This window comes from Candidatus Pelagibacter sp. (assembly GCF_052049855.1).
Lineage (GTDB): Bacteria > Pseudomonadota > Alphaproteobacteria > Pelagibacterales > Pelagibacteraceae > Pelagibacter.
Map to the genome: position 1 here is coordinate 278,601 of NZ_JBNGZE010000001.1, position 26,942 is coordinate 305,542.

General features: G+C 28.9%; 24 protein-coding genes and 1 tRNA gene. 15 read left to right on the forward strand and 10 right to left on the reverse strand.

Annotated elements, in window-relative coordinates:
• A complete protein-coding gene (gene ligA, locus ACTT9X_RS01480; RefSeq protein WP_440933926.1) occupies positions 1 to 2,031 on the forward strand; it encodes an NAD-dependent DNA ligase LigA in 2,031 nt (676 codons plus the stop codon).
• Here ligA and ACTT9X_RS01485 read toward each other — a convergent pair.
• Entirely contained in the window at positions 2,014 to 3,708 is a 1,695-nt protein-coding gene (locus tag ACTT9X_RS01485; protein WP_440933927.1) for a M24 family metallopeptidase, read from the reverse strand. The two genes, ligA and ACTT9X_RS01485, sit on opposite strands and share 18 nt — an antisense overlap.
• Positions 3,705 to 5,741, reverse strand: coding sequence for an ATP-dependent helicase (locus ACTT9X_RS01490; protein WP_440933928.1), 2,037 nt, complete (start codon positions 5,739 to 5,741; stop codon positions 3,705 to 3,707). Before ACTT9X_RS01490 ends, ACTT9X_RS01485 begins: the two co-directional genes overlap by 4 nt.
• Before the next feature lie 34 nt (positions 5,742 to 5,775).
• Here ACTT9X_RS01490 and ACTT9X_RS01495 point away from each other — a divergent pair, with 34 nt between their 5' ends.
• Positions 5,776 to 7,266, forward strand: a complete 1,491-nt coding sequence (locus ACTT9X_RS01495) for a hypothetical protein (RefSeq protein WP_440933929.1) — start codon at positions 5,776 to 5,778, stop codon at positions 7,264 to 7,266.
• On the opposite strand, the gene fumC is transcribed toward ACTT9X_RS01495, so the two are convergent.
• Positions 7,254 to 8,642, reverse strand: coding sequence for a class II fumarate hydratase (gene fumC / locus ACTT9X_RS01500; protein WP_440933930.1), 1,389 nt, complete (start codon positions 8,640 to 8,642; stop codon positions 7,254 to 7,256). The two genes, ACTT9X_RS01495 and fumC, sit on opposite strands and share 13 nt — an antisense overlap.
• Before the next feature lie 67 nt (positions 8,643 to 8,709).
• Between fumC and ACTT9X_RS01505 the strand changes: the two genes are divergently transcribed.
• Positions 8,710 to 9,081, forward strand: coding sequence for a phosphoribosyl-ATP diphosphatase (locus ACTT9X_RS01505; RefSeq protein WP_440933931.1), 372 nt, complete (start codon positions 8,710 to 8,712; stop codon positions 9,079 to 9,081).
• Here the strand turns inward: ACTT9X_RS01505 and nadC are convergent.
• Both nadC and nadA read right to left on the reverse strand, forming a co-directional pair.
• Positions 9,078 to 9,911 (reverse strand): carboxylating nicotinate-nucleotide diphosphorylase, encoded by an 834-nt coding sequence (gene nadC, locus ACTT9X_RS01510; RefSeq protein ID WP_440933932.1) that lies wholly within the window; start codon positions 9,909 to 9,911, stop codon positions 9,078 to 9,080. The genes ACTT9X_RS01505 and nadC overlap by 4 nt on opposite strands.
• A gap of 4 nt (positions 9,912 to 9,915) precedes the next feature.
• A complete protein-coding gene (gene nadA, locus ACTT9X_RS01515) occupies positions 9,916 to 10,905 on the reverse strand; it encodes a quinolinate synthase NadA (RefSeq protein ID WP_440933933.1) in 990 nt (329 codons plus the stop codon).
• A 55-nt stretch (positions 10,906 to 10,960) separates the two neighbouring features.
• Here nadA and ACTT9X_RS01520 point away from each other — a divergent pair.
• Positions 10,961 to 11,046: transfer RNA gene (locus ACTT9X_RS01520), tRNA-Leu, on the forward strand.
• Positions 11,047 to 11,239: 193 nt separating this feature from the next.
• Here ACTT9X_RS01520 and ygfZ read toward each other — a convergent pair.
• Positions 11,240 to 12,130 (reverse strand): CAF17-like 4Fe-4S cluster assembly/insertion protein YgfZ, encoded by an 891-nt coding sequence (gene ygfZ / locus ACTT9X_RS01525; RefSeq protein ID WP_440933934.1) that lies wholly within the window; start codon positions 12,128 to 12,130, stop codon positions 11,240 to 11,242.
• 43 nt (positions 12,131 to 12,173) lie between these two features.
• On the opposite strand from ygfZ, the gene ACTT9X_RS01530 reads away from it, so the two are divergent.
• Positions 12,174 to 13,481: a dihydroorotase gene (locus tag ACTT9X_RS01530; protein ID WP_440933935.1), complete on the forward strand. Its 1,308-nt coding sequence runs from the start codon at positions 12,174 to 12,176 to the stop codon at positions 13,479 to 13,481.
• Here the strand turns inward: ACTT9X_RS01530 and ACTT9X_RS01535 are convergent.
• Together ACTT9X_RS01535 and ACTT9X_RS01540 are read right to left on the reverse strand one after the other, a co-directional pair.
• On the reverse strand, positions 13,474 to 13,806 hold the full coding sequence (locus ACTT9X_RS01535; RefSeq protein WP_440933936.1) for a DMT family transporter: 333 nt from the start codon (positions 13,804 to 13,806) through the stop codon (positions 13,474 to 13,476). The genes ACTT9X_RS01530 and ACTT9X_RS01535 overlap by 8 nt on opposite strands.
• Positions 13,799 to 15,700 carry a propionyl-CoA synthetase gene (locus tag ACTT9X_RS01540; protein WP_440933937.1) on the reverse strand — a complete coding sequence of 634 codons (1,902 nt, stop codon included), beginning with the start codon at positions 15,698 to 15,700 and terminating at the stop codon, positions 13,799 to 13,801. The genes ACTT9X_RS01535 and ACTT9X_RS01540 overlap by 8 nt, the downstream gene beginning before the upstream one ends.
• A 209-nt stretch (positions 15,701 to 15,909) precedes the next feature.
• On the opposite strand from ACTT9X_RS01540, the gene ACTT9X_RS01545 reads away from it, so the two are divergent.
• The 6 genes from ACTT9X_RS01545 (at position 15,910) to ACTT9X_RS01570 (ending at position 21,150) form a co-directional block, all read left to right on the forward strand.
• Positions 15,910 to 16,683 (forward strand): bacteriorhodopsin-like, encoded by a 774-nt coding sequence (locus ACTT9X_RS01545; RefSeq protein ID WP_440933938.1) that lies wholly within the window; start codon positions 15,910 to 15,912, stop codon positions 16,681 to 16,683.
• Positions 16,684 to 16,784: 101 nt separating this feature from the next.
• Positions 16,785 to 17,786, forward strand: a complete 1,002-nt coding sequence (locus tag ACTT9X_RS01550) for a fatty acid desaturase (RefSeq protein WP_440933939.1) — start codon at positions 16,785 to 16,787, stop codon at positions 17,784 to 17,786.
• Positions 17,787 to 17,846: 60 nt separating this feature from the next.
• Positions 17,847 to 18,167 carry a 2Fe-2S iron-sulfur cluster-binding protein gene (locus tag ACTT9X_RS01555; protein ID WP_440933940.1) on the forward strand — a complete coding sequence of 107 codons (321 nt, stop codon included), beginning with the start codon at positions 17,847 to 17,849 and terminating at the stop codon, positions 18,165 to 18,167.
• On the forward strand, positions 18,168 to 19,184 hold the full coding sequence (locus ACTT9X_RS01560; RefSeq protein WP_440933941.1) for an NAD(P)/FAD-dependent oxidoreductase: 1,017 nt from the start codon (positions 18,168 to 18,170) through the stop codon (positions 19,182 to 19,184).
• On the forward strand, positions 19,181 to 19,807 hold the full coding sequence (locus ACTT9X_RS01565; protein ID WP_440933942.1) for a glutathione S-transferase family protein: 627 nt from the start codon (positions 19,181 to 19,183) through the stop codon (positions 19,805 to 19,807). Before ACTT9X_RS01560 ends, ACTT9X_RS01565 begins: the two co-directional genes overlap by 4 nt.
• A 56-nt stretch (positions 19,808 to 19,863) precedes the next feature.
• Positions 19,864 to 21,150 (forward strand): hypothetical protein, encoded by a 1,287-nt coding sequence (locus ACTT9X_RS01570; RefSeq protein WP_440933943.1) that lies wholly within the window; start codon positions 19,864 to 19,866, stop codon positions 21,148 to 21,150.
• Between the two features lie 201 nt (positions 21,151 to 21,351).
• On the opposite strand, the gene ACTT9X_RS01575 is transcribed toward ACTT9X_RS01570, so the two are convergent.
• A complete protein-coding gene (locus ACTT9X_RS01575; RefSeq protein WP_440933944.1) occupies positions 21,352 to 21,867 on the reverse strand; it encodes a TraR/DksA family transcriptional regulator in 516 nt (171 codons plus the stop codon).
• Between the two features lie 78 nt (positions 21,868 to 21,945).
• Here ACTT9X_RS01575 and ACTT9X_RS01580 point away from each other — a divergent pair, with 78 nt between their 5' ends.
• From ACTT9X_RS01580 to ACTT9X_RS01595, 4 genes are read left to right on the forward strand one after another with little or no spacing between them, the layout of a single operon-like run.
• Entirely contained in the window at positions 21,946 to 23,268 is a 1,323-nt protein-coding gene (locus ACTT9X_RS01580; protein ID WP_440933945.1) for a glycosyltransferase family 39 protein, read from the forward strand.
• Positions 23,269 to 24,138, forward strand: a complete 870-nt coding sequence (locus ACTT9X_RS01585; protein ID WP_440933946.1) for a glycosyltransferase family 2 protein — start codon at positions 23,269 to 23,271, stop codon at positions 24,136 to 24,138.
• Between the two features lie 2 nt (positions 24,139 to 24,140).
• On the forward strand, positions 24,141 to 25,574 hold the full coding sequence (locus tag ACTT9X_RS01590) for a DUF1800 family protein (RefSeq protein ID WP_440933947.1): 1,434 nt from the start codon (positions 24,141 to 24,143) through the stop codon (positions 25,572 to 25,574).
• Entirely contained in the window at positions 25,571 to 26,722 is a 1,152-nt protein-coding gene (locus ACTT9X_RS01595) for a DUF1501 domain-containing protein (protein WP_440933948.1), read from the forward strand. Before ACTT9X_RS01590 ends, ACTT9X_RS01595 begins: the two co-directional genes overlap by 4 nt.
• Here ACTT9X_RS01595 and ACTT9X_RS01600 read toward each other — a convergent pair.
• Positions 26,719 to 26,940 (reverse strand): hypothetical protein, encoded by a 222-nt coding sequence (locus tag ACTT9X_RS01600; RefSeq protein ID WP_440933949.1) that lies wholly within the window; start codon positions 26,938 to 26,940, stop codon positions 26,719 to 26,721. The genes ACTT9X_RS01595 and ACTT9X_RS01600 overlap by 4 nt on opposite strands.
• Positions 26,941 to 26,942 lie beyond the last annotated feature (2 nt).

Sequence of the window (26,942 nt, forward strand, 5' to 3'; positions counted from 1 at the left end):
ATGAAAAAAAAAGACATACAAAATATATACAAAAATTATATTAAAAAATTAAAAAAATATAATGAGAACTATTATGTAAAAAGCGAACCACTTATTTCCGACAGGGAATATGACAAATTAAAGTTAGAAATCATTGATTTAGAGAAAAAATATAACTTTTTAAAATCAAAAAATTCACCTGCTGTCTCTGTGGGCTATAAACCTTCTAAAAATTTTAAAAAGGCCCTACATAAAGTTCCAATGCTTTCTTTGGCAAATGCATTTACAGAGGAAGATTTATTTAATTTTGAAAAAAAAATTTTAAATTTTCTTTCAAAGGATAAAAACTATAAAATAAGCTATAGTGCTGAACCAAAAATTGATGGAATTTCTGCTTCATTAACTTATAAAAATGGAAATTTTAATAGAGGATTATCTCGAGGAGATGGTAGAGAGGGTGAAGATATAACTTTAAATTTAGCAACAATAAAAAATATTCCAAAAAAAATTTTAAATAAAGATTTTCCAAAAAATATTGATATTAGAGGGGAGGTATTTATTCAAAATAGCGATTTTGAGAATTTAAAAGAAAAGTTTGCTAACCCAAGAAATGCTGCTTCAGGCACTTTAAGACAAAAAAATCCTGAAGACACAAAAAAAATACCATTAAATTTTATAGCTTATACTTTTGGTTTTGAGGAAGGTTTACAGCAAAAAAAACAATCTGATTATTTAAAAAAATTAGATGAATGGGGATTTGAAACCAACCCTCTAAACAAAACTATCACTGGTATAAAAAATTTAATTCAAAATTATATTGAAGTTGAGCAGCAAAGAGCGAATTTAAATTTTGACATTGATGGTATTGTTTATAAGGTTAATGATTTTGAACTTCAAAAAAGACTAGGTAACGTCGCTAACGCACCAAGATGGGCAATCGCACATAAATTTTCCTCAAATAAAGCAATATCAAAAGTCTTAGATATTGATATTCAAATAGGTAGAACAGGCGCGTTAACCCCAGTAGCAAAAATAAAACCTATAAATATTGGAGGTGTATTAGTTTCTAATGCAACTTTACACAACGAAGATGAAATTATAAGAAAAGATATTCGGATTGGTGACACAGTAACGTTAGAAAGGGCTGGTGATGTAATACCGCATATTCTTTCAGTAGATTTAAAAAAAAGGTTAAACTCAAGCTCAAAATTTATTTTTCCAATCAAGTGTCCTTTTTGTGGTTCAAAAACAATAAAAGAATTTAATAAAGTTACAAAAAAAATTGATGCAGTAAGGAGATGCTCGAGTGAAGGATACTTTTGTGATAAAATTACAATTGAAAAATTGAAACATTTTGTTTCTAAAGAGGCATTGAATATAGATGGGTTTGGAAAAAAAAATATCGAACAATTCTGGAAATTAAAATTAATAAAATTTCCACAAGATATATTTAAATTAGATTATAAAAAAATTGAAAAAATTGAAGGATGGGGATCTTTGTCTGTTGAAAACTTAAAATATTCTATAAACCAAAAAAAAAATATTTCTTTAGAAAGATTTATATTTGCTTTAGGTATTAGACATATAGGATTAGAAAATGCAAAATTATTATCTAAACATTTTAAATCTTATTCGACATTTCAAAATTTTGTTAAAAAAGAAAATTACAATGATTTATTAAATATTGATGGTATTGGGGAAACACAGGTCAGTTCAATAAAAAGTTTTTTTGAGAATAAAATAAATGTAAAAGTTCTAGATGAATTAGGAAAAATTTTGGTTATAAAAAATGTAGCAATCATAGAGCAAAATGGATTATTAAAAAACAAATCTTTCTTAGTAACAGGTAAATTAAATGGAATTAGTAGAGCCGAGGTTAAATCATTAATTGAGGAAAACTCGGGAATTACAGTTAGTAGTGTTTCAAAAAAGCTAAATTATTTAATTATAGGCGAAAATCCTACAAGAAGAAAAGTAGAGAGTGCTAAAGATTTAAAAATTAAAATTATTAACCAAAATGACTTTTTAAAAATGCTAAATATGACTAGCTAACCATTTTTTTTCATTTGGTTTTAAATATTTTGATATGCTTGTGTAAACGTGTAAATGATATTTTAATAGATATTCTTTTTCATAAAAAGTTAGTAAATTATAATTAATTAATTCTTTTTCAATAGGTACCATTGTAAGGTTTTCAAAAAATATTTTTCCATTTTTTTTGTTAACATAAATCAAATTTTCTATACGAATTCCAAAATGGCCTTTTTTGTAGTAACCAGGTTCATTACTTAAAACCATTCCAGGCTTTATTTTAACTTTATTTATCTTAGTTATTGATTGAGGTCCTTCATGAACATTTAGAAAAAAACCAACACCATGGCCGGTGCCATGTGAATAATCTAAATTACTTTCTCTTAAGAATTTTCTTGCTCTTTTGTCAATTTTTTTGCCAATATTGTCTTTACTGATATTTGTTGTGGCGACAGCAATATGTCCTTTTAAAACTTTTGTAAAAATGTTTTTTATGATTAAGCTTTGATTAGAAAAACAAATCGTTCTTGTTACATCTGTTGTACCATATTTATATTGTCCACCTGAATCACATAGAAAAATATCTTTTTTATTTAAATTTCTACAACTTTCTTTTTTTGCACGATAATGCACAATAGCACCATTTTTTCCAGAACCTGCAATTGTATCAAAACTAGGATAAAGGAAATTTTTATTCTTTTTTCTAAATTTTTCTAATTTTTTTGCAGCCTCTACCTCAGAAATTTTTTTTTTGTTAATCTTTTTTATCCAATAAATAAATTTTGTTAAAGCAGCACCATCTAAAATATGTGCTTTAATCATATTTTTAATTTCTACTTTATTTTTAATTGCTTTTAAAAGGTAAGTAGGATCCTCTCTACTTAAAATTTTAAACTTTGAATTGATTAAATTTTCATAAAATATTGAACATGATTTATCATCAATAATAAATTTTCTACCTTTAAGTTTGAATATTTTGCTTGGTAATTCGTTAATATCTAATAACTGATTTTTTTTTATAATTTTGTTTTTTAATAAATTTTTACATTTAATTTGATTACAAATTAAGAAAATTTTTTTTGTTTTACTTATTATTAATCTTGAATTTGGTATTGGACTATTTGGACCATCACCGCCTCTAATATTTAATATCCAGGCTACGTTTTCAGGTGCACTGATAAAAATATAATCAGATTTATTCTTTTTAAGATATATAGAAATTTTATTAATTTTTGAACTAACGCTTTCTCCAACTATACTTTTACTTAATGAAAAAAAAGGGATATTATTATTTTCTCTTTGTTTTCTTATTTCATCTATAAGATTTTTATTAATGTATTTTATTTTATTATATTTCAAAAAAAATTTTTTTATTTGGGAACTTGTGAATAATTTGGGGTCAATACCTAGAGTTAAATTTTTAAATAAATTACAATTTATTAATTTTTCGAACCCATAGATTTTAAAATTTTTCCCACTTTCTAACTGACTTTGGATTGTGTATCGTCCATCTGTGAATAGGTAGTTTTTATTTTTTAATATTATAGCTAATCCAGCTGAGCCACTAAAATTAGATATGATTTTTAACCTATTAATTTTTGAATATTCAGTAAAATAGTCATCATTTTTTGGTACGACATATCCATCAATTTTATATTTTTCAAATTTTTTTCTTAATTTTAGTAAATATTGTTTCATTTAATTCTTTTCTGGTACCTTATCCAGCCAGGACTCCTTGTACCTTCCTCAATTTCAAAATCTTGATTAAATTCAAAATCGTTATCATTATTTGTTTCTTCATCAAAAAATGAGTTTTTTTCTAAATTTTTTTCAGGTAATTCATCTAAAAATCTTGAGGCTATACTGTCTATCCAATCTCCTTGATAAAATCTATTCAAAGAAAAAGATATTATAGCTTTTTTCTTAGCCCTGGTAATCCCAACATAAGCCAACCGTCTTTCTTCCTCTAAGCCACTTTGTCCTTTTTCTTCAATAGATTTTTGATGTGGAAATAATCCTTCCTCCCATCCTGGTAGGAAAACAACATCAAACTCTAATCCTTTTGCAGCATGCATTGTCATCATATTAATTTTTTCACCGTCCCATTCTTGATCTACAGAAGTTGCTAAAGATACATGCTCTAAAAAACTTTCTAAATTATCAAATTCCTTCATGGCACTTAATAACTCTTTAATATTTTCTAATTTATTTTCGTTATCTAAGTCTTTTTTGTTTTTTAACATTGCTGAATATCCAGACTCATCCAAAACGGTTTGTAATAATTTAATATGATTTGATTTTTTAAATGTTAAATCATTTCTCCATTTAGCTAAACAATTTACAAACAAATTTAAACCAATTTTGGCTTTTGGCTTGATTAAATTTTGTTCAAGCATTTTAATTGATGCTCTTTCTAAATTTAAATTATTTTTTTTAGAAAATTCATGAATATATTTTAAAGTGCTTTCCCCAATAGATCTTTTTGGGTTGTTTACAATTCTTTCAAATGCAAGATCATCCTGTTCCTGATAAATTAATCGTAAATAAGCTACACAGTCTTTGATTTCTGCTCTTTCATAAAATTTTGTACCACCAAGTATTCTATAAGGCATTCCAATTTTAAGAAAGCGTTCTTCAAATTCACGAGTTTGAAAAATGGCCCTAACTAGTATTGCAATATTATTGTATGAAAATTTTTTTTTTATATTTTTTTCTATTTCATCTGAAACCCCTACAGCTTCGTCTTTACCATTTTTGAAACAATTTAATTTAACTAAATCACCCTCTTCCATAGTAGTTATTAACGTTTTACCAACTCTATTCTGATTATTGGAAATAAGATTCGAAGCTACAGATAAAATATTTTGCGATGATCTATAATTTTGCTCCAATCTTATTACTTTTGTGTTTTCGTAGACTTGATCAAACTCTAAAAAATTTTTTATTTCTGCTCCCCTCCAGCTATAAATTGATTGATCATCATCGCCCACACAACATATATTTTTATTTTTTTCAGATAGAAGATTAAGCCATTTGCTTTGAATAAAATTCGTATCTTGATACTCGTCAACAAGAATATATTTAAAATTTTTCGAATACAATTCTCTAATATCAGAATTTAACTCTAAAACTTTCACTGTGTGCAGAATAAGATCACCAAAATCACAAGAGTTTAAGTCCGTCAGTTTTTGTTGATAAATTTTATAAAGTGGTAGAATTGTTTTCTCATAAATATCTTTTTTATTTATTAATACTTCATTGGGATAAAATCCCTTATTTTTCCATCTATCAATTATTGCTAATATAAATTTCGGTGATAATTGTTTAATGTCGATATTTTCTGCTTTACAAATATTTTTGATAAGTCTGATTTGATCATCTGAGTCTATGATGGTAAAATTGTAATTTAAGTTCGCTGCAGATGCATGTTTTCTTAATAATTTTGCGCAGATTGAGTGAAATGTCCCGAGCCATGATAGACCAACAGCTGCAGAGCCCAAAATACCACTAACTCTATTCTGCATTTCTTTAGCAGCTTTGTTTGTAAAAGTTACTGCTAAAATTTGATTAGGAAATGCCTTTTTTTCTTTAATTATATTCGCAATTCGAGAGGTTAACACTTTCGTTTTTCCAGATCCAGCGCCAGCAACAATTAAAAGAGGTCCTTCTAGATGCATAACAGCTTCTTTTTGGGCCTTATTTAGATTTTTAAGATAATCTTTGTTTATCATTTTAAATTATACTTTATAAGCTCTCTTGGCTGTTATGAGTAAAAAAAACTTTTTTTTAAAATATTTAAAAAACATTGGTAAATTAATTAATAGTCTTTTAGAAAAAAATTTAAACAAGTTAAATTTACAAAACCTTATATATTTATCAAAAAATAATAAAATAATTTTAACTTTTGTCGCACTTTTTGTTATATTTCTATCTTATCTATTATTACCTACTTTTTATAATCAATCCGATATTTCAAATAAGTTACAAACTGAACTTAGAAATAAGTTAGATTTAAATTTTGAATTTTCTAATAATATTAAATATAATTTTTTTCCCAAACCCCATTTTGTAATAAAAAATTCAACTATCTTTTTTGACCAAAAAGAAATTTCAAAAATAGACAAATTGAAAATTTTTATTTCATTTGATAATTTTTTCTCTTTTAAAAAGACTCAGATAAAAGATTTAATAATTGAAAATGCAAATTTCAATATTTCTAAAAATAATTATAATTTTTTTATAAAACTTCTTAATAAAAATTTTAAATATGGAAAGTTATTAATTAATAATAGTAATGTTTTTTTTAAACATTCATTTGAGGAAGTTTTGTTTATAAATAAAATATTCAAAATAAAATATTATTATAATATCAAAGAAACAAAAAATATTTTTTACTCAGACAGTGAGATTTTTAATGTACCTTTTTCCATTAAAACGTTTTTTAATGAAGATAAAAGTAAAATTTACTCTCAAATAAATCTTGATTTATTAAAATTAAGAATTGAAAATGAGTTAAGTTTAAATAATAAAAAAAAAATTGGAAAATCTGAATTTTATTTAAAAAAAATAAAACGATTTGTGGAATATAAAATTGAAGAAAATATCTTCAATTTTCATATATTTGATAAAATCGAAGATCCAAACACTACTTATAAAGGGCAATTTAATTTAAAACCTTTTTATGGAAACATCGAGGGTGATTTAAATGAAATAAATCTAAATCATTTATTTGGTTCTAATCCATTAATTGTAGAACTTTTGAAATCAGAAATATTTAATAGCAAAAATATTGACTTTAAATTGAATATAAATGCTGAAAATGTTTATAACAATGTCAACTTTAGAAATATTTATTTAAAATCCAAAATTCAGGACGGTCTAATTGATACTGATATGACAAAATTTCAATGGAGGGACTTCGCAGACTTTGAATTATTTGAAAGTTTAATTTTCGTTAAAAATGGAGAGTTAGTTTTAGATGGAAAATTGAAGATTTACATTAATGATTATAATAAAGTATACAAATTTCTTCTAACTCCAAAAAATTATAGAAATAAGATCAAAAATATAGATTTAAATTTTACTTATAATTTTGATAAAAAAACAGCTGAACTTAAAGATATTAAAATTGACAACAAAATTAATAACGCCGTTAACGAAATCTTAAATAATGTAATTTTAAAAAAAGATGACCTACAGAATAAAATTTATTTCAAGAACTTATTAAATGCAGCAATAAAGAATTATGCTGGGTAGATCATCTTTCTAGGATCCACTATTTTATTGTAATCTTTTTCCTTAATTAATCCTGTTTTAAGAGTTTCATGTTTTAATGTTGTATTATTTTTAAGAGCTTTTTTTGCAATTTTTGCAGCATTATCATATCCAATGTGTGGAGCTAGTGCTGTTACTAACATTAGTGAATTATCCAAATGATCTTGAATTTTCTTTTTATTAGCTTTTATTCCTTTAACACAATATAGAGCAAAGTTCTTAGTACTGTCAGCGATTAAGTCAATTGATTGCAAAATGTTATGAGCAATTAATGGCTTAAATACATTTAGCTCAAAATGTCCGTGCGAACCTGCCATTGTGATACCATTATGGTTACCTATGACTTTAACAGAAACCATAGTAACAGCCTCACACTGAGTTGGATTTACTTTTCCGGGCATTATAGATGAACCTGGTTCGTTCTCAGGTAAAATTAATTCTCCATAGCCAGCTCTTGGTCCAGAACCCAGGAAACGAATATCATTCGATATTTTCATTAATGCTACTGCACATGTATTTAAAGCACCAGAAAAATTTACTATTGAGTCATGAGCTGCAAGTTCTGCAAATTTATTTGGTGCTGGTTTGAATTTGATTTTTGTAAGTTTGGCAATTTCTTTTATAATTTTTTTATCAAAATTTTTCTTTGAATTTATTCCGGTACCTACAGCTGTACCACCTTGAGCGAGAAACAATATTTCTTTTAGAGCATACTCTATTCTTTCAATGCTTTTTTTAATTTGAAAATGATATCCAGAAAACTCTTGTCCAAGAGATAATGGAGTCGCATCTTGTAAATGGGTTCTTCCAATTTTAACTATATTTTTAAATTCATTAGATTTTTTTTTCAATTCCTTTTCTAGAATTTTTAAACTTGGTAACATTTTAGAAATAGTTTCTTTAGCAACAGAGATGTGCATAGCAGTTGGAAAAACATCATTTGTAGATTGAGATTTGTTTACATGATCATTTGGATGAACAGGTTTTTTTGTACCTTTTTTGCCACCTAAGATTTGAATGGCTCTGTTAGCAATAACTTCATTTACATTCATATTAGTTTGAGTACCAGAACCTGTTTGCCAAACTTTTAAAGGGAAATTTTCATCTAATTTACCCTTGATTACTTCATCTGATGCTTTGATTATTGCTTTAGAAATTTTACCATCAATTGATTTGTCTTTAGCATGCACAATTGCAGCTGATCTTTTAATAATTGCTATTGATTTAATAATTGAAATATTAACTAAAATTTTTCCAATATTGAAAAATTTATTGGATCTCTGAGTAGATGCTCCCCAATATTTATCATTTGGGACATTTATGCTTCCAATACTATCAAATTCTTTTCTTAATTTCATTGATTAATTTTTAAGTAACAAATAATTATTAACATACAGTAATTTTTTAAAAACATACAGGAGCATTATGTCGAATTTTAGTAAAGTTGGCACTTTCATGAAAACTTTTGGCCAGGAAGTTAAAACTAGACCATCATTTAGCACTGATAAAATAAATAAATTAAGAATAGATCTAATTAAAGAGGAGTTAGAGGAGCTTACAGAAGCCATGAATAATAAGGATTTGTTGGAAGTAGCTGATGCGCTAACAGACATATTGTATGTCACTTATGGAGCAGGGCACGCCTTTGGAATTAATTTGGATAAGTGTTTTGATGAGGTCCAAAATTCAAATATGAGCAAGTTAGATGAAAATGGCAAACCAATCTACAATGAGTCTGGAAAAGTTATGAAAGGACCAAATTACTTTAAACCCGATCTTTCTAAATTTGTAAATTAGATTTCTAACTTAAAGTCAACAGCAGGAGCGCTATGAGTAATACTTCCAATAGAAATTCTATTGACACCAGTAGATGCAATAGCTTTGACGGTTTTTAAATTAACATTACCAGAAGCTTCAGTTTGGTAATATTTTTTTGCAATTTTTACACTTCTTTTTAAATTTTTAATACTCATGTTGTCTAGTAGAACAGTATTAAATTTAAGACCTAAAATTGATCTAAGCTGCTTGATTGTATCAACCTCGACAGTAATTTTTTTTCCTTTTTTATTTTTAATAGCTTTTAAAACCAAACTCTTTAAATCTGAACTAGCAATATGGTTATCTTTAATTAAATATTCGTCACTTAAATTAAATCTATGATTAGTACCACCACCCAAGTTAACAGCATATTTTTGTACAACCCTTAAATTTGGAATTGTTTTTCTTGTGCAGCAAATTTTGCTTTTATTTTTAACTAATTTAACAAACTTATTTGTTTTAGTTGCAATTCCAGAAATGTGAGATAAAAAATTTAAAGCAACTCTTTCTGCAATTAAAATATTTTTTGCTTTTCCTTTAATTGAAGCAATTACAGAACCTTTCTTTACTCTTGAACCATCCTTTTTTTTAACAATGAAATTTATTTTACTATCAATTAATGAAAAGGCTTCTTTAGCAAATAATAACCCCCCAACAATTGCACTTTGGTTCGATATTAATTTAACTGTTATTACGTTATCATTATTTATCAGACCTGAGGTAATATCTCCTGAAGGATAAAGATCTTCATTTAATGCTAGCTTTACAGTGCTTTTGATAAATTCTTTGCTAAGTTTTATTTTCGACACTTATTTATCTGCCAATAGCTGCCATTCTTTCTACAGATATTCTGGCTTTATCAATCGTTTCCTTGTCCATGATAATTTCACCAGTCTCATTTTCTAAACAATCTAAAATCTTTGGAAGTGTAATTTTTTTCATGTGAGGGCACATATTACACGGTTTAACAAAGTCTACATTCGGATTTTCTATCTGGATATTGTCACTCATTGAGCACTCAGTGACCATCATTACTTTTTTTGGTTGATTATCTTTTACATATTTTATCATTCCAGATGTTGATCCAGCGAAATCACTTGCTTCAATTACATCAGGAGGACATTCTGGATGCGCAATAATTTTAATTCCTGGATTATTTTTTCTTATATCCTCTATTTCTTTTTTATTAAATTGATCATGGACAATACAAATTCCTTTCCAAGAAATAATTTCAACATCAGTTTGAGAAGCAACATATTTAGCTAAATAATCATCAGGTAAAAATATTACTCTTTTTACTCCAAGTGATTTAACTATTTTAACTGCGTTCGCAGATGTACAACAAACATCTGTTTCCGCCTTAACTTCTGCAGATGTATTAACATAAGATACAACAGGTACGCCTGGGTATTTTTCTTTTAATAGCCTAACATCTTTTCCTGTAATAGATGATGATAAAGAACAGCCTGCATCCATATCAGGAAGAATAACTTTTTTATTTGGGCTCATTAATTTTGCAGTTTCTGCCATGAAATGTACTCCAGCCATTAAAATAATATCAGCTGAAGTTTTTGATGCTTCAATTGCTAAAGCTAAAGAGTCTGCAGAAAAATCTGCTACACCATGATAAATTTCTGGTGTTTGATAATTGTGAGCAAGAATTACAGCATTCTTCTCTTTTTTTAATTTATTAATTTTATGAATATAAGGAGCATGCACTGACCATTCAATTTCAGGCATAACCTTAGAAATTTTTTGATAAATAGGATCTGTTGCTTTACGCACTTCTTGTGTAAATTCCATAAGGATTTTTACCAATTTGAATCATGATTGTCATTCATTTATTATGGGACATATCGCGGTCGTGCTGAAATTGGTAGACAGGCACGGTTGAGGGCCGTGTGGACCCAGTCCATGAGAGTTCGAGTCTCTCCGACCGCACCAAAGTGAATTTTATTGAGGAGATTTTGATGGATAAATTGCTTTCTGTAATATTTATGATCGGGGTTTTAATTTTAGTTCTACCAAGTTTTTTACAATCAAATTCTCAATTAAAGCAATTTCTTAAAAATCTCAGTATATGGATTATTATAGTTTTTGTTATTTTAATGATTATTTATTTATTTAAATAAGAAAATTAGTTTTTTATCCAATCAGGTTTATTGATATTTATTGAGGCCTCTTTAGTTTTAAAATTTGCTTTTTCATCAAAGTTTTCGTTTAAATATTTAATTAAAGCAAAAGGGTAGTCGCTATCAATTAAAACCTTACCTATTTCAATTTCATTATTATATATACTTTCGCCTTCGTGCAGTGTTCCATTAATTATATTTATTGGAAATAATCTTTTTGAAAGTTTGTTCTTCAATTTAATTCGTGCTGTATTTTCTTGACCAACATAACAGCCTTTTCTGAAATCAATTCCATTTAATTCTTCAAAATTACATTCAATACCAAATAGTTTGTCCTTCAATTTATTTAAATCTTTTGGAACAATTCCAAGGCTATGACTTAATGAATAATATTCTTTAAGATTAGCATCATGAAGATCTAGTTTTTTTAAAGATAAATAAAGTTTTTCTAGATTAATAATTAATCTAGCACCCAAATTCTTATTTCTTGGATCTAAAAAAATTGGATCTTCTCTATATTTAATTGTGCATCCTGGTTGATCTTCTGCTCCATCAAAAGTTAAGAATTTTTTATGAGAAAATGCTGCTACAACAAATTCATTACTTAAATTTAGTATTTCAACTTTTGATCTTAATTTATATAGGGATAATTGTTTGAATAACTCCTCTGCCTGAGGTTTTTCACAATCCAAAAGATATCCAGACTTATGTTTTACAATTATAAATTCATATAAAAATTTACCTTGAGGTGTAAGTAATGAGCTAAAACAACTAGTTACATCACTTACTTTGTTTATATCGTTAGTAATAAGATTTTGAAGAAACTCTTTTGCATCTTCTCCGTTAATATAAAGAATTGCTCTGTCATCTAAAATGTAAACGTTTTTGATATTCATAATTGATTAATTATAGAATGTAATATAATAACAATTTCTCAAAATGTTAGATCTTATAATTAAAAACGGACAATGTTACGTCGATGGTGAATTAAAAGATGTTGATGTTGCTATAAAAGATGGAAAAATTCAACAGATTGGACAAATTTCAGAGGAAGCAAAAAAAACAATTAATGCAGAGGGCCATACAGTATTACCTGGTTGTATAGATACTCAAACTCACTTTAGAGAGCCAGGATCAACGGACACTGAAGATCTTCATTCAGGTAGTAGAGCGGCAATAGCCGGAGGTATAACCAGTGTATTTGAAATGCCTAACACTAATCCGCCAACTTCAAATATGAAAGAATTTCAAAGAAAATTAGATCTCGCTAAAAATAGAATGTATTCCAATTATGCTTTTTATTTTGGAGCAACAGCAGATAATGCAGATGATCTAGCAAGTCTAGAAGGTTTAGAAGGTTGTTGTGGAATTAAACTGTTTGCAGGGTCATCAACTGGTAATTTATTGGTTGCCGAAGAAGAAGATATTGATAAAGTTTTTCAAAACGCCTCTAAAGTTGTGGCAGTTCATTCTGAAGATGAGGCAATTTTAAAAGTAAACAAGAAATTAATAAAAGAGGGTGATGTTCATACTCATCCAGTATGGAGAAGTGCGGAATGTGCAATAGCATCTACAAGAAGAATTGTTCGAATTGCGGAAAAGCACAATAAAAAAGCACATGTGCTTCATATTACTACTAAAGAAGAAATAGACTTTTTATCTCAGCACAAAGGAAATATTACATTTGAAATAACACCACAGCATTTAACTCTTTATGCTCCAGATTGTTATGACAAGCTTGGAACATACGCTCAAATGAACCCACCATTAAGAGATAAATCTCATTATGACAGATTATGGTATGGAGTTAGAAATAATTTTAATGATACAATTGGATCAGATCATGCTCCTCATTTAAAAGAAAATAAAGACAAGGTATATCCAAACACACCCTCAGGAATGCCAGGAGTTCAAACTTTAATGCCTGTTATGCTTAATCACATAAATGATGGAAAGTTATCTCTTAATCAATTGATGAACTTTGTTTGTGAAAATCCAGTAAAGATTTTTGGAATTAAAAATAAAGGATTTATTAAAGAAGGCTATGATGCTGACTTTACAATTGTTGATATGAACAAAACAATTGAAATTAAAAATGAAAACATTGAAAGTAAATGTAAGTGGTCACCATTTAATGGTTTCGAATTCAAAGGAACACCTACTCATACAATTATTGCAGGTAAAATCAAAATGCAGGATGGAAAAATTTTAGGTGATCCTGATGGTACACCTTTACAGTTTAGTTAAGCTTTCCGGTAAAACTATTTACAAGTATCACACCAATTACTATTAGGAATAATCCAACAATTGCTTGCCAAGCCAAAGTTTGTTTAAAAAATATATATCCAAGTATTGCAATGGTAAAAATTCCTAATCCACTCCATGTTGCATACACAATTGCTATTGGTAGCTTATTAACTACAAAAGTTAATAGATAGAATGCTGTAAGATAAAAAGCAGATAGAGCAAATGTTGGTATAAGTTTTGTGAAGTTTTGAGAAACAGGTAGTAACATTGTTCCAGCAACCTCACAAAATATTGCAGCGATTAAAAAAATATAAGTTTTAACCATCGTTTAAGATTTTGTGATTAATTAAATCTTCTTTTATTTCTGTTAAAATTGCAGGATCATCTATTGTTGGAGGTACTTTATATTCAACACCATCAGCAATTTTTCTTATAGTTCCTCTTAAAATTTTTCCCGATCTTGTTTTTGGTAATCTTTTAATAACAATAACCACTTTAAATGCAGCAACTGGTCCGATTTTATCTCTTACCATTTGTACACATTCTTTAGATATAGTGTCATTATCTTTATCTACACCAGACTTTAAAACTACTAATCCAATAGGTAATTGACCTTTTAATTTATCTGCAATTCCAAGAACTGCACATTCAGCAACTGATTGATGTTCGGACAATACTTCTTCAATTGCACCTGTAGACAACCTATGACCAGCTACGTTAATTATGTCATCAGTTCTCGACATGATCCAAATATAACCATCATCGTCAATATGGCCCGCATCATACGTTTGATAGTAACCATCATAATTAGACATATAGTTTTCCTTATATCGTTGGTCTGCGTTCCATAAAGTAGGGAATGTGCCTGGAGGCAAAGGTAGCTTTACTACTATATCTCCCATTTCATTGGGTTTTGCTAAAGATTGATCTGGCTTGATAATTTTTACGTCGTACCCTGGTACTGCCTTACATGCTGAACCATATTTTGTTTCCATCATTTCAATACCAGTGCAATTTGAACTTATTGCCCAGCTTGTCTCTGTTTGCCACCAATGATCTATGACTGGAACTTTAAGTAAATTTTCAGCCCATTTTATTGTGTCTGGGTCAGCTCTTTCCCCAGCAAGAAATAAACTTTCAAAACTGCTTAGATCATATTTTGAGAAAAATTTTCCTTCAGGATCTTCTTTCTTGATAGCTCTAAAAGCAGTTGGAGCAGTAAAAAGAGATTTTACTTTATAGTCAGAGATAATTTTCCAAAAGGCACCAGCATCAGGAGTTCCCACAGGCTTTCCTTCAAATAAAACTGTAGTGCAACCTTTAAACAATGGTGCATAAACTATATAAGAGTGCCCAACAATCCAACCAATGTCACTTGCAGACCACCAAATATCATCTACATCAATATTGTAGATATTTTTCATAGTCCATTTTAGAGCAACAATGTGACCTCCAATATCTCTAACTATACCTTTTGGAGTTCCAGTTGTACCTGATGTATATAATATGTATGCAAATTCATTTGAGTTCATCTCAACGCAATCAGTATCTTTAGCATTGGAGACAACTTCTTCCCAACTAACTTCATTTGGGGCATTTAATTTGACTTCATAACCAGGTCTTTGAAACAAAATCATCTTTTCAATTTTGTGACTAGCTATTTTTATAGCTTCATCGACAAGCGGTTTGTACTCAACTGTTCTACCAGGCTCAAAACCACACGAAGCTGTCACTAATAATTTTGCTTTACTGTCATCTATTCTACTTGCAAGCTCGTTTGATGCAAATCCACCAAAGACTACTGAGTGAATTGCACCAATTCTTGCACAAGCAAGCATAGCAACCACTGCTTCAGGGATCATTGGCATATAAATAATCACACGGTCACCTTTATTAACCCCTTGAGTTTTCAATGCTCCAGCAAAATTAGAGACCTTTGTCCTTAATTCCTCATAAGTGAACTCACCCTTGTTCCCTGTAATAGGACTATCGTATATTAAAGCTGTTTTTTGACCTCTTCCTTGATCAATATGAATGTCCAAAGCATTATAACAAGTGTTTGTTACCCCATCCTCGAACCACTTATAGAAAGGCGGGTTAGAATTATTTAAAATTTTTGTAGGTTTTTTAAACCAAAAAATTTCTTCTGAAGCTTCCTGCCAAAATTTTTCAGGATTTTTAATAGAATTTTCATAAATTTTATCAAACTTAGAAGACATAAATATTTGATTCGAATTCCTTATTTTTTTTGATTTTTAACTTATAAATTGTATTTAATTTTAAAAATTAAGTAAAATCAATGAGAATTAGTCGCAATTAAGTCTTCATTTATCTAATTTAATTTGCTATTAAGCGCGGAATTGGCTTAGGGAAACTTAAGTCTAGTTTATATAAACTAAAATAAAAACTAACGAAGAGGGAGTTTTTTATGAATAAACTTAAACTGTTTGCTTTAGCAGCTATGGGCTTGATTGGTTTTTCAGGTATAGCTATTGCAGCAGACGCAACGATGTTGATGCAAGATGACTTCGTAGGAATTTCATTCTGGGTTATCTCTATGGGAATGTTAGCAGCTACTGCTTTCTTTTTCATGGAAGTAGGCAACGTCGCAGCTGGTTGGAGAACATCAGTAATTGTTGCTGGTCTAGTAACTGGTATTGCATTCATACACTACATGTACATGAGAGAAGTATGGGTTGCTACTGGTGACTCGCCAACAGTATACAGATACATTGACTGGTTAATCACTGTGCCATTACAGATGGTAGAATTCTATTTAATTCTAGCAGCTATTAACAAAGCAAATTCTGGAATGTTCTGGAGATTGTTAATTGGTTCATTAGTGATGCTTATCGGTGGATACTTAGGTGAAGCAGGATATATCAATGCTACACTAGGTTTCATCATCGGAATGGCAGGTTGGGTATACATTCTTTATGAAGTATTCTCAGGTGAAGCTGGTAAAGCTGCATCGAAGAGTGGTAACAAAGCTCTTGTAACTGCATTCGGAGCAATGAGAATGATCGTTACTGTAGGTTGGGCAATTTACCCACTAGGTTATGTATTTGGTTACTTAACTGGTGGTGTAGACGCTGACTCACTAAACGTCGTTTACAACTTAGCTGACTTCATTAACAAAATTGCATTTGGTCTAGTAATTTGGGCTGCTGCAACTAGTTCTGCGGGAAGAAGAGCTAAGTAATTTAGCTAAAATTTAAATTAAGGGCAGGTACATTTTTGTACTTGCCCTTTTTTTTTACCTTTATTAACATTATGTATAATAATTATACATAATTTTTACCTATGGATGTGAAATTAGAAAAATGGCATAAATGTCAAGTTGATAAAGAAGTCCTTAAAGAACTTTCAAAAAAATCTGATTTAAAAGGACTTCAGCATGTTTCATTTTTTTTTGGACTATTAATGATAACCGGAATTCTAGCTTATCAAACTTGGGGAACATGGTGGTCAGTATTTTGGTTTTTAGTTTATGGAAATATTTATTCCTTCTCTAATCCTTTATGGCATGAGACAGGCCACAAAACTGCTTTTCAATCGAAATTTTTAAACGAACTTTTTTATTATATCTCCTCTTACATGGCCAACTTTGAGCCAACAAGATGGAGATACACACATTTTGTTCATCATGGAAACACTTATTCAACAGAAAATCCTTTTGATCATGAAATTGAATACGGAAATGATTTAAAAGAAACACCAAAAAGATTAATTATAAATATAATTCCATTTCTAGATTTAGTTTTTTTTAAAAAACATATTTCATTTGAAATTATTCAGCATGCCCTTGGAATTAAAACAAAAGTAATGAAAGACAGCATTCCAGAAAATGCACAAGCAAAAGCAATTTTTATTTCAAGAGTATATGTTGCTATTTGGCTATCAATTATTTTATGGTCTATACTAGTTTCATCTTGGATGCCTTTATTATATTTTGTGTTACCACAATTTTATGGAAAAACTTTACATAAACTTGTTGCATTTACTCAGCATGCTGGTTTAGCTAGAAATATAAAAGACCATAGAGTTTCATCACGTGAAATGTATTTAAATCCAATATTAAGTTTTTTATATTGGAAAATGGAATATCATTTAACTCATCATATGTTTCCAACTGTTCCTTCATATAATCTTGATAAGCTGCACCATCATATAAAAGATCAACTACCTAAACCAAATGATGGATTAATAGACGCATATAAAGAGATTATCCCTGCGTTAATGAAACAAAAAGAAGATACAAGCTATTTCATAAAAAAAGAGCTACCTAAACCTCTGAATATTTAAAAAATACCAAGTATGATTTTACTTACTTGTCCTATTTAGATAAGAAACTATATATAACGCATGGCAAAAATTACATATCACACACACAATAATAAAACCCATACAGTTGATGTTCAAAAGGGATTAACTGTAATGGAAGGTGCTATCCAAAACGATATTCCAGGAATAGATGCTGATTGTGGAGGAGGTATGGCATGTGCTACTTGCCATGTTTACGTCAAAGAGGAATGGTTAAATAAGCTTCCAGCAAAAGAGGATGGTGAAGAAGACATGCTTGATATGGCGTATGAGCCAAAAAATAATAGTAGATTAAGTTGTCAGTTAATAGTTTCAGACGAGTTAGATGGTTTGGAAGTTAATATTCCATCAAAGCAAGGTTAAATGAATAAATCAGATGTATTAATTATTGGAGCAGGGCCAACGGGTTTATTTTGTGCACATCAACTTGGGATAATTGGTTTAAGTTGTGAAATAGTGGATAACCTTGATAAAGCAGGTGGCCAATGTATCGAACTTTATCCTGATAAGCCTATTTATGACATCCCAGCCGTACCTGAGTGTACTGGGGAAGAGCTAACTAATAATCTTTTAAAGCAAATTAAACCTTTCAATATTAAATTTCATTTAAATGAAAGAGTAGAAGAATTAAAAAAAAACAAAAACAGATGGCATGTTAAAACTTCTGCTGGAATAGAATTTGATGTTGCAGCAATTGTTATTGCTGGTGGTGTTGGATCTTTTGAACCTAGAAAGTTTCCAGTAAAAGAATGCGAAAAATTTGAAGGAAATTCTTTATTTTATTCAATAAAGGATAAATCAATTTTCAAAGATAAAACTATTTCAATTTTTGGAGGAGGGGATTCCGCTTTAGATTGGGCTATTGAGCTATCAAATACTTCTAAAGTAAATTTAATTCATAGAAGAGATGGTTTTAGTGGAGCAGAATCCAGTGTTCAAAAAGTAAAAGAACTTAATGATCAAGGAAAGTTAAATTTATTTACAAAATATCAAATGGATTATGTAAGCGGAGATAAACAAATTCAATCTGTTAAAATTAAACATGACGAAGGTGAAATTAAAGAGATTAAGTCTGATTATGTATTAGGTTTTTTCGGTTTGATTATGCAGCTTGGCCCTATTTTAGATTGGGGATTAAATATTGATAAAAAAACTGTTCAGGTAAATACTGAAAACTTTGAAACCAATGTACAAGGGATATTTGCAATTGGAGATATTTGTTCTTACCCAGGCAAATTAAAATTAATTCTTTCAGGATTCCATGAAGGTGCCTTAGCTGCAAGAGGTTGTTTTAAATACGCAAAACCAGATGAGAAATTAAGATTTGAATTCACTACAACATCTAAGGCCGCACAAGAAAGACTTGGTATTAAAAAATGATAGAACTTTTTTCTGCTAATACTCCTAATGGCTGGAAAATTAGTATTATGCTTGAAGAAATCGGTTATGATTATAAAGTTACTAAAATTGATTTAGGTAAAGATGAACAATTAAAACCAGAATTTATAAAGTTAAGCCCTTTCGGAAAAATTCCTGTAATCATTGATCATGAAAATAAAAAAAGTATTTTTGAGTCTGGTGCAATATTAATCTATTTAGCTGACAAAAGCGGAAAGCTTTATAATCAAAAAGATAGACTGGTTATTAATCAATGGTTGATGGCTCAAATGGGAACAGTAGGCCCAATGATTGGCCAACATCATCAGTTTCATCACTATAATCCCGGCAAAAGTGAATTTGGGGAAGAAAGATATTTTAAAATTACTAAAAGAATTTATGGAGAACTAGATGCTAGATTAAAGGATTCCAAATTTCTTGCAGGTCACGATTATACAATTGCAGATATTGCAACTTGGCCATGGATGGCAAGACATGAATGGCATGATATTGGTTTAAAAAATTATAAAAATTTATCTAGATGGTATCTAGAAATAGCTGAAAGAGAAGCAGTTATTAAAGGTTATAAGTTTATGGACAATGATATTAAAATTCCAAAACCTTAGGAATTTGCTATATATCAAATTTAATATAACCATTAATCTTTTCAAAATTTATTTTGATGACTTTAAATAATTTTAACCAAAATAAGTATCTTAAAATTTATTTAGTTACCTTAGCAGCTTTATCAATTTACTGGTTATATTATAAATCATCAGTAGGAAATGATTCCACAATATCAGAATGGATTATTAATTATCAAGGTGGATTTACGAGAAGGGGTTTACCTGGTGAGATTGCTTTTCATTTGGCAAAATATTTTGATATAAGCCTTAGATTTACTATATTTATTTTTCAGTCCACAACATATGTACTTTATTTATACCTTGTCTATCTTTTTTTCAAAAAAATAAAATTAAATTTAATTTTCATTTTTGCATTTTTTACTCCAATATTTCTGATTTATCATCTCGCCGAGCTAGAAGTACTTGCAAGAAAAGAAATATTTATGTTTATTGGAATGATCTGGTTCTACCAAATATCTAAAAAGGATAGCGGAAATCTAAACCCTCTTATTTGGATATTTTGTATTTTACCTTTAGTCACAATTTTATATGAACCAGCAGCTTTTTATTATCCTTTTTTTGCCGCTGTCTTAATTATAAAATTAAGAAATTTTCATATATTTAAAATTTTAATCTCTTTAATTATTGTATTTATACCAGCTTTGGTTGCCTCTTGGTTAAGTGCATTTGAGCTTTTATCAAATGATGGTTTTGAAATGATGAAAAATTCTCTCAAAGAGAATTTTGGTGAAGAGTGCTATATGTCTTGTGGTTTAATGGGAAGTAAAAAAGAGGCCATAGTCCATATAAGTCATACAATTCAAAAACTTAAAGAAGGTGGAGAATATAGTATTTATATTTATTTATTTAGATATTTTTTAATTATGTTTATCGGTTCTTTGCCATTAATTTTAATCATTGCTTTTTCTAAGCTAAAAATTAAAATTTTAAATTTCAATTATCTTGTTTATCCATTTATATTATTAAATTTATTTGTGCCTCTTCATTGGTTAATGTTTTTAGACTGGGGACGTGCTGTGAATATTACATATGTCTCATCATTTTTATTTCTATTTTATCTTTATAAAAATAATTATATTGATGTTGATGAAAATAAAATTTACGAAAAAGTAAATTTTTATTTTGATTTGATAATTAAATATTCATTCTTTAAATCCAAAAGAAAATTAACTATATTTATTTTTATTATTTATGCTTTTGGATGGAGCCCACCAACTTTACTTTCTGCAGATGTAAATTCTTTTCCAGGTTATAGAATACCTTACAAGACTATTAAAACCTCTATACCTAAAGTTAAAAATTTTTTTCAACTACCCAAATAATCTATACAAAGTACTAAGAATACCGTATCCAGAAAATTCTATAGCGACTATTATTATAATAATTAATATTAATTTTTTATTCATTTGAGAAATAGATATAATATCAACACAAGCCAGAAAAAAGGGTAATAAAAATAAATATATTTTTTCGCAAAAAGAAACGAAATCGAATTTCTCTTGAAATTTTTTTTCCTTTTTTGTTTAATCATCTGCATGAACCTTTTCATCTTTTTCATGCTTTTCTTGAGCAGCAATAGTATATTTAGCGACAGGTCTTGCCATTAATCTTTTTAATCCAATTGGTTCCGCAGTATCTAAACAGTAGCCATAAGTATCTTCTCTAATTCTTCTCAAAGCCTTATCAATTTCTGATATTAATTTGATCTGTCTATTAATTGCTTTCATTTCTACATTACTATCAATATACGAGTTCGCTTGATCTACAATATCTGCAGAAATATTATTGTCATCCATGCTACCATTGTAGAGGGCTTCATTATTAGCTTTGATAAGTTCTTTTTTCCATTCAGTTAATCTTATTCTGAAATAAACCTTATGTTTTTCACACATATATTTTTCAGTATCTTTTGGAACGTAAGCTTTTGAGATTTTTACTATACCTTTAGATGCAACCTTGGCCTTTGTTGGTTTTGGTTTACTTGCAACTTTAGTTTTTGGTTTTGATACTTTTTTCTTTGCTTTAGCAGTCTTTGGCATAGCTTAAATTTAATCGCTCGGAGTATATTCAGCAAAATAGGGGTGTCAAGCAAGCTTAATTAATATAAATATTTATAAATGACCATTAATAACAAAAATATCAATAATGTTTTTTATATTTTTGTTATAGCTCACCTAATTTTTTGGACTCTGATTCCATCAATTACAAATCACAATCTGCCACTGGACACGATCGAAGCTTTAGCTTGGGGAAGTAATTTAGATTGGGGATTTAACAAACATCCCCCGATGAGTGCCTTCTTTGTAAAAATATTTTTTCAAATTTTTGGATCTCAAGATTGGGTTTATTATTTATTAAGTCAAATTTTTGTAATTATCTCTTTTTATTATGTTTTTAAATTTTCAAATGAAATAGTTAATAATAAATTGTTAGGTTTAGTTTCTGTATTATTAATTGAAGCTATTTATTTTTATAATTTCACCACTCCAGAATTTAATGTGAACGTTTGCCAGTTACCTTTCTGGTCTTTAACAATTTATTATTCTTGGAAAATTTATAGCGATAAAGAAATAAAATTTTTAGATTGTTTTTTAGTAGGTTTGTTTGCTGCTTTTGGTTTTTTATCAAAATATTTATTTATTTATTTGTTAGCATCAATCGATCTTTTATTTATTTATTTAATTTTTTTTAAAAAAGAGAGAAAGTTCGATTTTAAATATCTAATCACTATCGAAGCTTTCTTAGTAGTTTTAGTCCCACATTTTATATGGTTATATAACAATAATTTTATTACTATTACATATGGATTGGCCAGAACTGGTTTAGAACAGACTATTTTATTAGATCACATTAAATATCCATTAATCTTTTTACTAAAACAAATAGGAATATTAGTTCCATTTTTTATTTTAATTTGGTTATTAGTAAAAAAAATATACTTTAAGAATAACTTTAAAGATAAAAAATTACTATTTTTATTAGCAATTAATATTTTGCCAATTGTTTTAATGTTTTTAACATCATTAATTACTGGATCAAAAATAAGAACAATGTGGATGACACCTTTCTACCTATATTTTGGCACACTGTTTGTTTATTTGTTTCAAGCACAAATCAATTTAAAAAAATTAAAGCCATTTATGATTGGATTTGTTTTCTTTTTCTTTTTATCACCAGGACTTTACGCTTATGTTTCAATTTCAAAAGATGACAAGAGAACTGATTATCCAGGTAAAGAAATTGCAATCAAAACTCAATATGCTTGGGATCAACAATTTAATTCAACTATAAACGTAGTTTTAGGAGATGAATGGAACGCTGGAAATTTATCATATCATTTAAAATCTAGACCTGTTTGGGAAGGTTTTGTTAAAAGAGAAAAGCTTGACCAATTGAAAGATTATATGTGTCTTGATAGTGTTTGTGTAGGGTCAAGATAGATGAAATACGTAGTTTTAATTCCAATTTACAACGACAGACAGTCTTTAAAATTAGTTATTGAAAATATTAACCATGAAATAAATGATTTAAATCATGAAATATCAATAGTTGTTATAAATGATGCTTCTTCTCAACAGATAGTTGATACTTACTCAAATATTGAGAATATCAATTCAATTGAGATAGTTAACATGAAAGAGAACAGAGGTCATGCAAGATGTATTGCGTCAGGCTTGAAATATATCTTTGAGAAAAAAGAATTTGATTTTGTAATTCCTATGGATGGTGATGGAGAAGATAGACCTGAAGAAATCAAAAATTTTATTGAACTTTCTAAACAATCTATTGAAAAATCTTTTATAGGAGAGAGGGTAAAAAGATCTGAGGGTATAATTTTTAAAACTTGTTATCAATTTCATAAATTTCTAACCTTAGCATTTACTGGACAATCAATTAAATTTGGTAACTTTACATGTCTATCCAAATCAACTGTAAAGAAACTATTAGATGAAAAAGCTACGTGGAATAGTTTTTCTGGTTCACTAAAAAAAGTAGAGAAAGAACTTATTTCAATGCCATCTATTAGAGGAAAAAGATATTATGGCCCATCCCAGATGAGTTTTTTTAATTTATTAAAGCATTCACTTTCAATCATTAGTGTATTTAGAAAAACAGTTTTAATTAGATCAGCTTTGTTTATTATTTTTTATATCTTGCTTATAAAAAGCAACGCCTCAGTTATCACCTCATTGCCATTAGTTTTGTTGATGATAATGATTTACTCAATTTCTAGTTTAGCTTTAAGAGAAAATATTGAAGATTTTAATAATTCCTTAACAAATATTCACGATATTGATAAAATAAAATAATTATGAAAAACTTTTTTAGAAAAGTTGCATATGGAATTGGACCCAATGAAGCTATTCCCTCAGATCCTTTAAAATGGGCGCTTGATCAACTTAATGATGTCCCAGAATTATCTTGGCCAGGCAAAATTTATACTGAAAAAGAACTTAGGGGTTATTACAGAGATTGGGTTTATAATGACAGAAAAAAATTAAGAAAAAAATATAAAGACAATAAAACACTTTATAAAACTCACAAAGATATTTTAAGGCGAAATACAGGTCAAAAATTTTGGGAGTCTTTAGAAATTTCTATCAGACACAATGAGGCTGTTAATAGCCAACATCCTGTACTTGCAAAACTTTGGATGTTTTGGGGAAACTTTTTTGCAATTAGTGAAAAAGACTTTTTAGCAAATTATTCAACTGGTCCCTATCATAGAGAAATTATTAGACCAAACTTAAATCAAACATTTGAAAAAATGGTTTATGACGTGACTACTTCTTGGGCCATGATACATCATTTAGATAACAGCGAAAGTGCTGGTCCTAAAAGTGTTACTGCTAGTCAGGATTGGAGACGAAAAAAGAAAAGACCTGCAACGATTAATGAAAATCACGCAAGAGAACTTTTAGAACTTCACACAGTTTCGCCAAAAGCAGGATACACCCAAGAAGATGTAATACAACTCGCATACATTATGACTGGCTGGCAGCAAAGATGGAGCAAATCAAAATTAGAAACAGGGAATGTTTGGTTTAATTCAGAGTACCACCAGCCAGGCAAAAAAAATGTTTTAGGAAAAGAATATAAAAAAGGAAAAAAAACATTAGCTATAGTTATAAAAGATTTAGTAAACCATCCTAATTGCAGAGATTTTGTTGCTGAAAGACTTTGTAGATATTTAATTACAGATGAACCTACCAAAGAAATGAAGCAACCAATTATAGATGCTTTTAAAAGGTCTGATGGAAATCTTACAGAGATCCATAAAGCAGCTATAAAAGTTGCATTTAATTACAATGATAAATATAAAAAATTTCAAACTCCTGAAAATTGGTTTATTCAAGTTGCAAAATTAGGGGATCTACAATGGCCTCCGTCGCCCGAAATAATGGAGTCTTATGAGCTGGGAACACAACCTACAAGAAAACAAAGATCACCTGAGAGATTATTAAGAAATATTGGACATCATCCTTATAGAGCCAAACAACCAAATGGTTGGTCTGATCATTCTGACGATTGGATTTCACCAGAACTAATAATAAGAAGACTTGTTTATGCTAAGCTAAGTCACTCTTTCTCAAAAATGCAAAATAATAATGAGGGATATTATCAAAATATAGTTGAAAAAAATTTTGATAATCATGATAAAATAATGAAATATTTAAATCAAAAAAATAGAATTGTTGAAAAACAAACTCTTCTTTTTAACCATCCGGAGTTCTTAAGATCATGAAAATAACTAGAAGAGATTTTTTAAAAACTACGGCACTTACTTCATTGTATTTTGCTGGTTTTAGTGGAACAACTTATGCAAATGCTGAAATAAAGAAAAATTTAGTAATAATTATGCTTCGTGGTGGAATGGATGGTTTATGTGCAATTCCTGTTAAGGGAGACAAAAATTTTGAAAAATTAAGAAGTAAAATTAATCTTGATAGAACTTTAAAACTCACATCAGATTTTGATTTACATCCAGCTTTAAAAACATTCAAAAATCTTTGGGATGAAAACTTGAGTGCGGCAGTTCATGCAACAAATATTCCTTATACAGGTAGATCACATTTTGATGGTCAAAATTTAATGGAGTCGGGTGGCAAAATACCTTACCAAGAAAAAACTGGTTGGCTTGGAAGAGGAATGAAAATTGCTGGATTAACTGGAAATGGATTAGCTTTAGCATTGCCCATGCCTTTACTAATCAGAGGTGTTCCAATGAATAACAATTATTTTCCAGTGGGTCATAAATTGCCATATCCATCAACTCTAAAGATGATTCAAGAAGTGTATAAAGAGTATGATGAAAAATTATTAAGTGAAAATTTAGAGATCATTCAAACAAGAGAATTAAGCAATACATCAACTGATAGTAGCTGGGTACTTGCTTCAAATGCAGCTAATGAATTATCAAAAGTTGATGGGCCAAGAGTAGCAGTATTTGAAGTTGATGGCTTTGATACCCATGCAGCTCAAGGTGCTACCAATGGAGCTCATGCAGATTGTCTTTCAGATTACGATAACATTGTTAAATCTCTTAAATCTTCAATGAGCAAAGAAGCTTTTGATAACACTTTAATTTTAACATTAACTGAGTTTGGAAGAACTATTAAACAGAACAGCAGTAATGGAACAGAGCACGGTTACGGCTCAGCTATTTTAATGGCAGGTGGATTAGTTAAAAAAGCACAAGTCCATACTGATTGGCCAGGATTAAAGAGAAAAGAGTTATTTGAAGGAAGAGATTTAAATTCTACAATAGATTCAAGAGCAATTTATGCGTCTGCAATGTCTACAGTTTTTGATGTAGATTTCAAAAAAATCACTAAGGACGTTTTCTGGGGTGAAAATTTACCAAATTTAACTGATAAGCTTTTTAAAGTTTAGCAACAGCTGCAGCTTTTTTTAGCAGCTTTTGGTTGTTCGTTATCTTTTGCAGCTTCTAATTCTTTCTTTTCATTTTCAACAGCTTTTTGTTGCTTTGAAATCTTATCTTCAAAGTAATCATAAAGAGAGGCAAATCCTAATTTAGAGGCTCTTTTTTCCTCATAATTTCTTCGTCCTTTAAGATTTTCGATTATTTTAACTATTTCTTGGTTCTGCATGC

Excerpts from the sequence above, each read along its gene's own strand:
- ACTT9X_RS01575 (WP_440933944.1), bottom strand. The coding sequence starts at position 21,867 with ATGCCAAAGACTGCTAAAGCAAAGAAAAAAGTATCAAAACCAAAAACT.
- ACTT9X_RS01600 (WP_440933949.1), bottom strand. The coding sequence starts at position 26,940 with ATGCAGAACCAAGAAATAGTTAAAATAATCGAAAATCTTAAAGGACGA.
- ACTT9X_RS01595 (WP_440933948.1), top strand. The coding sequence starts at position 25,571 with ATGAAAATAACTAGAAGAGATTTTTTAAAAACTACGGCACTTACTTCA.
- ACTT9X_RS01490 (WP_440933928.1), bottom strand. The coding sequence starts at position 5,741 with ATGATAAACAAAGATTATCTTAAAAATCTAAATAAGGCCCAAAAAGAA.
- ACTT9X_RS01545 (WP_440933938.1), top strand. The coding sequence starts at position 15,910 with ATGAATAAACTTAAACTGTTTGCTTTAGCAGCTATGGGCTTGATTGGT.
- ACTT9X_RS01555 (WP_440933940.1), top strand. The coding sequence starts at position 17,847 with ATGGCAAAAATTACATATCACACACACAATAATAAAACCCATACAGTT.
- nadA (WP_440933933.1), bottom strand. The coding sequence starts at position 10,905 with ATGGAATTTACACAAGAAGTGCGTAAAGCAACAGATCCTATTTATCAA.
- ACTT9X_RS01485 (WP_440933927.1), bottom strand. The coding sequence starts at position 3,708 with ATGAAACAATATTTACTAAAATTAAGAAAAAAATTTGAAAAATATAAA.
- ACTT9X_RS01530 (WP_440933935.1), top strand. The coding sequence starts at position 12,174 with ATGTTAGATCTTATAATTAAAAACGGACAATGTTACGTCGATGGTGAA.
- ACTT9X_RS01535 (WP_440933936.1), bottom strand. The coding sequence starts at position 13,806 with ATGGTTAAAACTTATATTTTTTTAATCGCTGCAATATTTTGTGAGGTT.
- ACTT9X_RS01580 (WP_440933945.1), top strand. The coding sequence starts at position 21,946 with ATGACCATTAATAACAAAAATATCAATAATGTTTTTTATATTTTTGTT.
- ACTT9X_RS01495 (WP_440933929.1), top strand. The coding sequence starts at position 5,776 with ATGAGTAAAAAAAACTTTTTTTTAAAATATTTAAAAAACATTGGTAAA.
- ygfZ (WP_440933934.1), bottom strand. The coding sequence starts at position 12,130 with ATGAATATCAAAAACGTTTACATTTTAGATGACAGAGCAATTCTTTAT.
- ligA (WP_440933926.1), top strand. The coding sequence starts at position 1 with ATGAAAAAAAAAGACATACAAAATATATACAAAAATTATATTAAAAAA.
- fumC (WP_440933930.1), bottom strand. The coding sequence starts at position 8,642 with ATGAAATTAAGAAAAGAATTTGATAGTATTGGAAGCATAAATGTCCCA.
- ACTT9X_RS01540 (WP_440933937.1), bottom strand. The coding sequence starts at position 15,700 with ATGTCTTCTAAGTTTGATAAAATTTATGAAAATTCTATTAAAAATCCT.
- ACTT9X_RS01585 (WP_440933946.1), top strand. The coding sequence starts at position 23,269 with ATGAAATACGTAGTTTTAATTCCAATTTACAACGACAGACAGTCTTTA.
- ACTT9X_RS01565 (WP_440933942.1), top strand. The coding sequence starts at position 19,181 with ATGATAGAACTTTTTTCTGCTAATACTCCTAATGGCTGGAAAATTAGT.
- ACTT9X_RS01505 (WP_440933931.1), top strand. The coding sequence starts at position 8,710 with ATGTCGAATTTTAGTAAAGTTGGCACTTTCATGAAAACTTTTGGCCAG.
- ACTT9X_RS01590 (WP_440933947.1), top strand. The coding sequence starts at position 24,141 with ATGAAAAACTTTTTTAGAAAAGTTGCATATGGAATTGGACCCAATGAA.
- ACTT9X_RS01560 (WP_440933941.1), top strand. The coding sequence starts at position 18,168 with ATGAATAAATCAGATGTATTAATTATTGGAGCAGGGCCAACGGGTTTA.
- ACTT9X_RS01550 (WP_440933939.1), top strand. The coding sequence starts at position 16,785 with ATGGATGTGAAATTAGAAAAATGGCATAAATGTCAAGTTGATAAAGAA.
- ACTT9X_RS01570 (WP_440933943.1), top strand. The coding sequence starts at position 19,864 with ATGACTTTAAATAATTTTAACCAAAATAAGTATCTTAAAATTTATTTA.